Origin of the sequence: Embleya sp. NPDC050154 (assembly GCF_044460165.1) — a bacterium.
Taxonomy (GTDB): Bacteria; Actinomycetota; Actinomycetes; order Streptomycetales; family Streptomycetaceae; genus Embleya.
On record NZ_JBITJP010000045.1, the window covers coordinates 1 to 9,993 of the forward strand.

Consider the following 9,993-nt stretch of genomic DNA (forward strand, 5'->3'; position numbering starts at 1 on the left):
CTTTTTTCTCTCCCCCGCTTCGCTCCTCCGAGAAAAAAGGCGGCGCCTCGCTCGGGGCTTCGTGTCCCTCCGCTTCGCTCCGGGCCACGAAGCCCGAATTCTGCGGCTCCGCCGCTCTCCGCGCTTCGCGCGTCGATCACTGGGGTGGGGGTGGGTCGGGGGCGCTGACGCGCCGGGGCGCTGACGCGCCGGGGCGCGCGGTCGGGGCGGGTGATCGGCGCGGGTGGGGTGGGGGTGGGTCGGGGCGCTGACGCGCCGGGGGAATCGCACTTGGGCGACGGGTGATCGACGCGGACAGGGGCGGGGGTGCCGGTGTGCTGGGGATGGGGCGGGGTTATGTGTGGGTGCGGACTACCTCGACCATGGTGGTGGTGACTGTGGTGAGGTCTTCGGGGGACATCACGTAGGGGGGCATCGTGTAGACGAGTTTGCCGAAGGGGCGGATCCAGACGCCTTGTTCGACGAAGGCCGGCTGGATGGTGGACATGTCCACGGGGGTGGCGAGTTCGATGACGCCGATGGCGCCCAGGACGCGGACGTCGACTACGCCGGGGATGTCGCGGGCCGGGGCCAGGCCGGTGCGCAGGCCCTTGGACAGGGTGGTGACACGTTCGCGCCAGGGGCCGGAGAGGAGCAGGTCCACGCTCGCGCCCGCGATCGCCGCGGCGAGCGGGTTGGCCATGAAGGTGGGGCCGTGCATGAAGGCGCCGCCCTCGCCGCGGGAGATGGTGTCGGCCACCTCGTCGGTGCACAGGGTCGCGGCCATGGTCAGATAGCCGCCGGTGAGAGCCTTGCCCAGGCACATGATGTCCGGTGCGATTCCCGCGTGTTCGCAGGCGAACAGCTCACCGGTCCGACCGAATCCGGTGGCGATCTCGTCCGCGATCAGCAACACCCCGTGCCGGCTGCACAGTTCGCGGATCCGGCGCAGGTACGCGGGAGAGTGGAAGCGCATCCCGCCCGCTCCCTGCACGATCGGCTCCAGGATCACCGCGGCGATCGTCGAGCCGTGTTGCTCCAGCAGGTCCTCGATCGCCGCGGTGTCCGCGGCGGAAGGCTCGGTGTCGAAGCCCGGGGGAGGGATCGGTGCGAACAGATGGGCCGGCAACACCTCGGAGAACAGGTGATGCATTCCGCCGACCGGGTCGCACACCGACATCGCGCCGAACGTGTCGCCGTGGTAGCCGCCGCGCACGGTGAGCAGTCGGGTGCGCTCGGGGCGTCCGCGTCCGCGCTGGTACTGCAGCGCCATCTTGAGCGCCACCTCGACCGCGACCGAGCCGGAGTCGGCGAAGAAGACCCTGCTCAGCGGTTCGGGAGTGATCTCCACCAGCCGGCGGGCGAGTCGCACCGCCGGGGGATGGGTCAGTCCGCCGAACATGACGTGCGCCATCGTGTCCACCTGCGCGTGCGCGGCGGCGTTGAGCACCGGGTGGTTGTAGCCGTGGATCGCGGCCCACCACGAGGACATCCCGTCGATCAGCTCGCGCCCGTCGGCGAGCCGGAGCCGGACCCCCTCGGCGCCGACCACGGGGAACAGCGGCGCGCTGCCGTCGGTGCTCGCGTACGGGTGCCAGATGTGCCGCCGGTCGTGGGAAACCAGTTCGTCGCCGTAGGCCGCGTCGTAGTGCTCCATAGGCGCAGCACGCTATCGGAGCATGGGAGGCGACCCGGAATCGGCCGCCTCCCGCGCGTACCCATGATGCCCGCCCGACCGCGCCGCCGGGTCGAGGCGGCGACGCTCGTTCAGATGCCGCTGACCGGTACCGATCCGGCGGCCAGCAGGTTGCGCCGGCCCGCTTCGCTGAGTGCGGCGGCCAGTTCGTCGTTGCCGGTGTGGATGCCGATCGTGCCGACCGGGGCGGCGAACAGCAGTACCACGCCGTGCGTCTTGGCCGCGTTCAGCCACGCCTCGGGCACCTCCGCCGGGGTCTGCGCCTGCCACCACGCCTCGGTCCGTCCGCCCGCGCCCGGGAACAGCACCGCGGTCAGGTAGCCATCGGTCATCTGCACGGACCACCCGCCGAGCAGCGGCGGCAGCGTCTCGTCCGGGGTGGCGATCGGCGCGAACCCGCGTTCGCCGAGCAGCGACAGGAACTCGTCCTGCGCACCGGGAGTGCCGGGACGGGCCACGGCCGCACCCGGCTCGACCACCAACGCCGCGTACGTCACGCCCGCGCACACCACCATGCTGCCGGTGATCGAGATCGGCACCGGACCACCCGGCACCACCGTCTGCACGGCAAGGCCGGGGTTGGCCTGCGCCGCGAGCAGTGGCTCGACCGCCGCCTCGGAGACCGGGATCACCTGCGAGGGGATGCAGCGCGTGTGCGCGAACGCGAGCACGGCCGTCTCCTCGGCCAGGTACAACAGCGCGCTGGTCTCCACGGAAGTGGTGTCGCCCTCGCCGCGGCAGGAGGCACAGGCGTAGGTCTGGGGACCGGTCTCCCCGGCCACCAAGCGGGCGGCCTCGTCGTCGCCGATCTCGGCGCGGACCTCGGGGCTGACGTCGAGCAAGCGTGACACGGAAGGCTCCATCGGTAGGGGTGCGTGCGACAGTGGGGGATCGCCGTCTGCGTTCTCGCGCCGGGACGTTACCGCCTGGTGACGTTGTGTCACCTGGAGAACGCGGTAACGTCACCCCTATGGGGCATGTGCGCCCCGGCCACGCCACGGCCATTCGGGGGACGGCGCCGGAGTGCACGCCCGTGTGCGACGGTGGACGTCGACGTTTCGGCGTCGGGTACGCGTTCGATGACCGAGAGGTACGAGTATGTCGATGTGATCACGTCATGATCACCGGGCGATCGCGGTCGAAAGGCCGTGTTCGGATCGGGTGATCAGTGAATCAATTCGGACATATGCGAACGCTTTCATGAGATGAGAATCTCCATATGTTTCTCATCCGAATCAGTCGGGCAAGTCACGCCCGGTAACAAATGCGGGATGCAACTTTTTCGGGCCTGCCCCCGAAAAAGGCGTTCGACCCCGGACGTGCGCCGCTGCCGTGACGTTTTTGCGGCGGCCGTACTCCCGCATCCACAGCCCGCGGCGCCGGCGCCCTCATCACGGCGGTGCTCCGGCCCGGAACCGAAGTCAACGGTTCCGTTTTCCGCGGCCCTAATGACGAGGTATGCGTGTCCAGACTCAAGGCCGAAGGCCTGTACAAGATTTTCGGCCGACGTGCCGACGACGCGGTCAAACGGCTCCGTGCCGGCGAAAGCCGTGACGATGTACGCAAGAGCAATGCCACCCCGGCCGTGATCGACGTTTCGTTCGAGGTCGCCGAGGGCGAGATATTCGTGGTGATGGGCCTGTCCGGTTCGGGCAAGTCGACCCTGCTGCGGATGCTCAACGGTCTCCTGGACGCCACCGCCGGCGCCGTCTACATCGACGACCGGGATTTGACCTCGCTACCCGCCAAGGAGTTGCGCGACGTGCGCGCCCGGCGCGTCAGCATGGTCTTCCAGCACTTCGCGCTGTTCCCGCACCGCACGGTGCTGGAGAACGCCGGCTACGGCTTGTCCGTGCAGGGTGTGCCGGCGGCCGAGCGGGATCGGCGTGCCCGTGAGGCATTGGCCCTGGTCGGCCTCGCCGGTTGGGAGGAGTCCGCGCCGGGCGAGTTGTCCGGCGGCATGCAGCAGCGGGTCGGTTTGGCCCGGGCACTTGCCACGGACGCCGACATCCTGCTGATGGACGAGTCGTTCAGCGCGCTCGACCCGCTGATCCGCCGGGAGATGCAGGACCAGCTCCTGGAACTCCAGGAGAAGCTGCACAAGACCATCGTGTTCATCACGCACGACCTCAACGAGGCGATGCGCCTGGGCGACCGGATCGCGGTGATGCGCGACGGCCGGGTGGTCCAGATCGGCACCGCCGAGGACATCCTGACCGACCCGGCCAACGACTACGTGGCGTCCTTCGTCGCCGACGTGGACCGCACCCGAGTGCTGACCGCCGGCTCGATCATGGAGGACTCGCGCGCCACGGTGACCTGTGGCGAGGGGCCCCGGGTCGCGATGCGCACGATGCGCGAGGCGCAGACCACGGCCGCGTTCGTGGTGGACACCCGGGAGAACGGCCGCCGGCTGCTCGGTGCGGTCACCGACGCGGCGGTTACCGAGGCCGCGCGTACCGGCGATCGCAGCATCCAGCCCGATCCCTCGCTGGACGTGGTGACGGTGACCCCGCAGACGCCGGTCGCCGAGCTGTTCACGCCGTGTGCGGAGAGCAGGTTGCCGCTCGCGGTGGTGGACGAGGCGATGCGGCTGGTCGGGGTGATCCCCCGGGTGAGCCTGTTGGCCGCGCTCGGCAACGCCGCGCCGAGCGGATCGGGCGGTGCCGAGGGGGGCACGCTCGGTGTGACCGACACCGGCAGCGTCAAGATGCTGGTGCCCGCGGGCCCGGCGGAGAAGTTGCTGCCGACGGGCACGGCGGGTGTGCCGGAGCGGTCCGCCCCGACCGCTTCGCTCGTTCCGGCGCCGGCCGGCGAGCCGGTCGTGGGCGAGGGCGAGGTGCGTGACAATGCCTAGGATTCACGTGGGCGACTGGGCGGAGAGCCTGGTCGACTTCATGCGTGACCACTTCTCGTGGTTGTTCGACTTCATCCAGAGCGTGGTGGGCGGCGCGATCACCCATCTCGCCGACTGGCTGACGGACTCGCCTCTGCCGGCCGTGGTCGTGTTGTTCGCGGCGATCGGCTGGGCCGTGCGCGGTCCGGTGTTGGGGCTGCCGGCGGCGGTCGGATTCCTGCTGATCGACAGCCTGGACATGTGGCAGCCGGCGATGTCCACGCTCGCCCTGGTGCTGGTCTCGGCGGCGGTCGCGCTGCTGATCGCGATCCCGCTGGGCATCCTGACCGCGCGCAGCCGGGCCGTGGGCACCGTGGTCAAGCCGGTGCTGGACTTCATGCAGACGATGCCGGCCTTCGTGTACCTGATCCCGGCGATCACGTTCTTCGGTATCGGTGAGGTACCGGGCGCCGTGGCCACCGTGGTCTTCGCGCTGCCGCCGGGTGTGCGGATGACCGAGCTCGGCATCCGCAGCGTGGACGCGGAGATGGTCGAGGCCGGTGAGGCGTTCGGCACCAGCGAGTGGAAGATCCTCAAGGACATCCAGTTCCCGCTCGCGCTGCCGACCATCATGGCCGGCGTCAACCAGGTCATCATGTTGTCGCTGTCGATGGTGGTCACCGCCGGCATCGTCGGCGCCGGCGGCCTGGGCAGCGAGGTGTTCGGCGCGCTGTCGAACAACAACGTGGGCCTGGGGGTCGAGGCCGGCGTCGCGGTGGTCGTGCTCGCGATCTACCTCGACCGTACGGTCAACGCCGCCGGGCAGCGGGTCGAGGCCCGGGCCAAGCGCGCCGCGACCGTGCGCAGCACCGAGGGCTTCACGCCCAAGTGGCTGCTGGACTGGCGTCCGCGCCCGGTCGCCGCGGTCGGCGGCGTGGTCGCGGTCGCGCTGGTGGCGGGGCTGCTGGGCGGCTTCGGGCTGGGCACCTCGGACAGCGGTCGGAAGAAGATCACGATCGGCTGGATCCCGTGGGAGGAGGACGTCGTGGTCACCAACATGTACAAGCAGTTGTTGGAGAAGCGCGGCTACGACGTCACGCTCAAGCAGCTCGACGTCGGCCCGATGTTCCAGGGCATCGCGCGCGGCGACATCGACCTGTTCCTGGACGCGTGGCTGCCCACGCTGCACAAGAAGTACATGGACGAATACGGGTCCAAGCTCGAGGAGATCGGGCAGTGGTACAACAACGTCGATGTGCAGCTCGCGATCCCGAAGAACCTTCCGTACAACTCGGTCGAGGAACTCAAGGGACACGAGAAGGAGTTCGGCGGTCGGATCGTCGGCATCGAGCCGGGCGCGAACATCATGGACCTGACCGAGAAGAAGCTGATCCCGGAGTACGGGCTCGACTTCGACCTGGTCAAGAGCAGCACGCCCGCGATGATCGCCGAACTGGACCGGGAGATGGCGGCGGGCAAGCCGATCGTGGTGACGATGTGGCGTCCGCACTGGGCGTACACGAAGTACGACATCAAGCCGCTGGCCGACCCGAAGCAGTCCTACGGCGCGCCGGGTTGGATCAGCTCGATCGGTCGCAAGGGCTTCGCGAAGGACTTCCCGGAGCTGAACACCTGGGTGAAGAACCTCAAACTGGACGACTCGGTACTCGGGCCGCTGGAGAAGAAGGTCTTCGTCGACTTCGAGGGCAAGCCGAACGCCGCCGCCGAGGGGGTCAAGGCCTACCTGAAGGAGAACCCGGACGTCGAGCAGAAGTTCCTCGGCGGGCTTCCGGCCGCGGGCGGGGAGCAGCCGAAGCAGGACAAGGACGGTGGGCAGGACAAGGGCGCGCAGCCCCAGTCGCTGCCGGCCGCCACTCGGGAACCGGGGGGTGTGAGCTGACGGTTCGTCGCTCACGTGGGTGACGCGATCAGCAGAGGCGATCGATCAGCCGAGTGATCGGTCGAGGTGATCGGCCGACGCGATCGGGTGACCCGCGAAGAGGGTGCCGCGCGAATATCGTGCGGCACCCTCTTCGTCTTTCGCGGCGTGCCCGGACGGGCGCGGCGGGAGAACCGGCGGTGGGCCGGTGGTGGGCCGGTGGTGGGATCCGCCCGGATCGGGTCGGGGCATGTCGTGGGCGTCTCGCCGGGCTCCCGGGCACAGTGGAGTGCCAGGGGTCAGCGGCGGATCTGCCAATCGGCGTCGGGGGCGATCGGTTCGCACTTGAAGCCCCACTGGGAGGCCCCGTTGGCGAAGGACTTGAAGAAGGTCTCGGTGGGCTGACCCAGGGTCAGGCCGGGAGGGTCCTCGCCGTTGTGCCGACTGAGTTGGTAGGCGACGGTGTGGCCGTCGCACCTGCCGAGCACCTTGCCCTCGACGGTGCCCGCGAGCTGGGCGTCGTTGGGGACGCCACCGGTGGGCAACCGCTCGGACAGGATGGCGCGTTCGCCCGGGACCTCGGCGCCGGGGGCGAGGTAGCCGTGCACGATGGCGAAGGACAACACGCGCGTGCCGTCCAGGAACAGGTCGCAGCCCTGGATCGCGCCGGGGCCTTCGGGGGTCGCGGCCGCGGTCCAGCGCGCACGCTGCTCACCGGCCGCCTGCGGGCCGAGTGCGGCGGGGTCGAGCATGCCGCACACGCGCGCGTCGGTGATCGGCTTCGGATCGTTCGCAGGCTTGATCTCGCCGGGTCGCGGGGTCGGCTCGGAGCCGCACCCGGCCACCTTGGCCACGCCGTTGGCGAGTTCGACGGCCAGGTCGGCCAACTGCTGCCGCTGGTCGGGCGTGTTCGGCGCGCCGGCGGGTCCGATGGTGCGGGCGCGCACCAGCATCGGTACCGGGCCCTCGACGTTCTGCACCTTGCAGTTCTGTACCAGCCACGCGTCGTCCGCACCGGCCATGCCGTACAGATCGTGGTCCTTGTCGCCCAGCGGCGCCGACCCGGTCGTGGTCAGCCCCGGCAACTGCACACGTTCGGCGCCCGCCATGTTGAACAGGTACGCCGAGCCGACGAAGGCCCGGTCGCCGGCCGAGACTCGGCAGCGCAGTACCGGATAGTGCTCCAGCGGCGGCTGGTCCTCGCTCGTGAAGGCGGGTTCCGCGGGCAGCAGCGTGGTCACCGACGAGGTCGGCAGGAGGCCGGCGCACACGGTGTCGCCGACGGGCTGGGTCTCCGATCCGGTGGGAGTGCCCGCGGAGGGCTCGGCGGTCGGCGAACCGGGACTCGCGCAGCCGGCCAGGAGCAGACCGGCGGTCACCAGGCTCGCCACGGACACGGCGGGGCGCGGCCTGGAGCGAAGCATGCGGCCAGGATATCCGGCCGTTCAGCCGCGGTTTCCCCTCACCCACCACCCGGTCAGCACGCCCGCCCCGAACGTGCCGCCCAGGACGATCCACATCGGTGCGGCCAGCGTGGGGATCCAGAACCGGATCGTCGCCGAGGCGGTGTTGGCCAGCACGAACCAGACGGCCAGGACGACGACCGCGGCGATGCCGATCGTGCGGTAGGACACGCCGCCGATGTTGCCGCCCGCGCCGCCGGGCCGAGGGGTTTTCGCCATACCTCGATGCTATTTGCGTGACGGAGTGATCACGGACAGGCGCGCCGACTTGACCATCTCTTGAAAGTTGCTTGCAGCAACAAAGCACGCTATGGTTGTAACAAGCAACGAGTGTCGGGGGTGGGGAAGCCGCGTCCGGGCGCAGAGGATCCGAGAGGTAAAAGGGGAAGGCATGAGCAACGCACCGGCCGCGGAGGTGTCGGCGGAACCGATGTCGCACCGGCAGATCATGGAGGCGCTGTCCGGGCTGCTGCTGGGCATGTTCGTGGCGATCCTGTCGTCCACGATCGTGTCCAACGCGCTGCCGCGGATCATCTCCGATCTGCACGGCAGCCAGACCTCCTACACGTGGGTGGTCACCGCGACGCTGCTCGCGATGACCGCGACCACCCCGATCTGGGGCAAGCTCGCGGACCTGACCAGCAAGAAGCTGCTGGTACAGCTCGCGCTGGTGATCTACGTCGCGGGTTCGGCGCTCGCCGGCCTCTCGCAGAACACGAGCATGCTGATCGGCTGCCGGGTGATCCAGGGCATCGGCGTGGGTGGCCTGACCGCGCTCGCGCAGGTGATCATGGCCGCGATGATCTCGCCGCGGGAGCGCGGCCGGTACAGCGGCTACCTCGGCGCCACCTTCGCGCTGGCCACCGTCGGCGGCCCGCTGATCGGCGGCGTGATCGTGGACACCCCGTGGCTGGGCTGGCGCTGGTGCTTCTACGTCGGCGTGCCGTTCGCGGTGGTCGCGATCGTGATCCTGCAGAAGACGCTCAAGCTCCCGGTGGTCAAGCGTGAGGTCACCATCGACTACCTGGGCGCGACGCTGATCAGCGCGGGCGTCTCGGTGCTCCTGGTGTGGGTCTCGCTGGCGGGCAAGAACTACGACTGGATCTCCTGGCAGAGTGCGGCGATGGTGCTCGGATCGTTGCTGCTGATCGCCCTGGCGATTCGGGTCGAGGGCCGGGCGGCCGAGCCGATCATCCCGCTGTGGTTGTTCAAGGAGCGGACCATCGTGCTCGCGGTGCTCGGCAGCCTCGCGGTGGGCCTGGCGATGATGGGCTCGTCGGTCTTCCTCAGCCAGTACTTCCAGATCGCGCGCGGCAAGTCGCCGACCGTCTCGGGCCTGATGACGCTGCCGATGATCGGCGGCCTGGTGATCGCCTCGACCGTGGTCGGCAAGCTGATCACCGCGACCGGCTTCTGGAAGCGCTACCTGGTCGCGGGCGGCGTCTCGCTGACCATCGGCCTGGCCCTGATGAGCACGGCCCGCGCGGACACCAACCTGTGGGTGCTCGGCGTGTACATGTTCCTGCTGGGTATGGGCGTCGGCGCGCTCCAGCAGAACCTGGTGCTCGCGGTGCAGAACGCGGTGCCGGTCCACCAGTTGGGCGCGGCCAGTTCGGTCGTCGCGTTCTTCCGCAGCCTGGGCGGCGCGGTCGGCGTCTCGGCGCTGGGCGCGGTGATGGCGACCAAGGTCACCGGCTACCTGTCCGACGCCGGGCTCCGGTCCGGTGCGGGTGGCGGGTCCGGCATCCCGAACGTGCACCACCTGCCGGAGCCGGCGCGCGGCATCGTGGAGACCTCGTACGGCCACGCGGTGGGCGACATCTTCCTGTTCGCGGCCCCGTTCGGCCTGCTCGCGCTGATCGCGGTACTGCTGATCAAGGAGGTCCCGCTGCAGACCTCGCAGGCGGTGGTGGTGGCCAAGGCCGACCCGCAGACGCCCGCGGCGGGTGCGGAGCCGGGTTCGGTCTCCGCTCCGGTACGGATCGACAAGGTCGAGGCGCGCACGCCGTAACCTGCCGACGCGGGGCGGGGGGGGGCCCCCCCCGGGCCCCCCCCCCCCGCCGGCGGGGGCCCGCGCGCCGGACGGGGTGAACACGCCCCCCCGCGGGGGGTCCGGCCCCCCCCCGCCCCCCCACCCCCC

At 70.0% G+C, this 9,993-nt stretch carries 7 protein-coding genes; 3 read left to right on the forward strand and 4 right to left on the reverse strand.

The window, feature by feature from the left end; translation table 11 throughout:
* Positions 1-334: 334 nt before the first annotated feature.
* Positions 335-1,636 carry an adenosylmethionine--8-amino-7-oxononanoate transaminase gene (bioA, locus tag ACIBSV_RS48440; protein ID WP_395874028.1) on the reverse strand — a complete coding sequence of 434 codons (1,302 nt, stop codon included), beginning with the start codon at positions 1,634-1,636 and terminating at the stop codon, positions 335-337.
* 110 nt (positions 1,637-1,746) lie between these two features.
* Positions 1,747-2,526: a hypothetical protein gene (locus ACIBSV_RS48445; protein ID WP_391586929.1), complete on the reverse strand. Its 780-nt coding sequence runs from the start codon at positions 2,524-2,526 to the stop codon at positions 1,747-1,749.
* Between the two features lie 611 nt (positions 2,527-3,137).
* Between ACIBSV_RS48445 and ACIBSV_RS48450 the strand changes: the two genes are divergently transcribed.
* Both ACIBSV_RS48450 and ACIBSV_RS48455 read left to right on the forward strand, forming a co-directional pair.
* Positions 3,138-4,532, forward strand: coding sequence for a glycine betaine/L-proline ABC transporter ATP-binding protein (locus tag ACIBSV_RS48450; RefSeq protein WP_395874030.1), 1,395 nt, complete (start codon positions 3,138-3,140; stop codon positions 4,530-4,532).
* The gene (locus tag ACIBSV_RS48455; RefSeq protein WP_395874032.1) at positions 4,525-6,411 is read left to right on the forward strand and encodes an ABC transporter permease/substrate binding protein; all 1,887 of its coding nucleotides are present in this window, start codon (positions 4,525-4,527) and stop codon (positions 6,409-6,411) included. The genes ACIBSV_RS48450 and ACIBSV_RS48455 overlap by 8 nt, the downstream gene beginning before the upstream one ends.
* A 278-nt stretch (positions 6,412-6,689) precedes the next feature.
* Here ACIBSV_RS48455 and ACIBSV_RS48460 read toward each other — a convergent pair whose 3' ends face one another.
* Complete coding sequence (locus tag ACIBSV_RS48460; RefSeq protein ID WP_395874034.1) at positions 6,690-7,814, reverse strand: hypothetical protein; 1,125 nt, start codon at positions 7,812-7,814, stop codon at positions 6,690-6,692.
* Positions 7,815-7,835: 21 nt separating this feature from the next.
* A complete protein-coding gene (locus ACIBSV_RS48465) occupies positions 7,836-8,072 on the reverse strand; it encodes a LapA family protein (RefSeq protein WP_395874036.1) in 237 nt (78 codons plus the stop codon).
* 172 nt (positions 8,073-8,244) lie between these two features.
* Here ACIBSV_RS48465 and ACIBSV_RS48470 point away from each other — a divergent pair, with 172 nt between their 5' ends.
* Positions 8,245-9,864 carry an MDR family MFS transporter gene (locus ACIBSV_RS48470; protein ID WP_395874038.1) on the forward strand — a complete coding sequence of 540 codons (1,620 nt, stop codon included), beginning with the start codon at positions 8,245-8,247 and terminating at the stop codon, positions 9,862-9,864.
* Positions 9,865-9,993 lie beyond the last annotated feature (129 nt).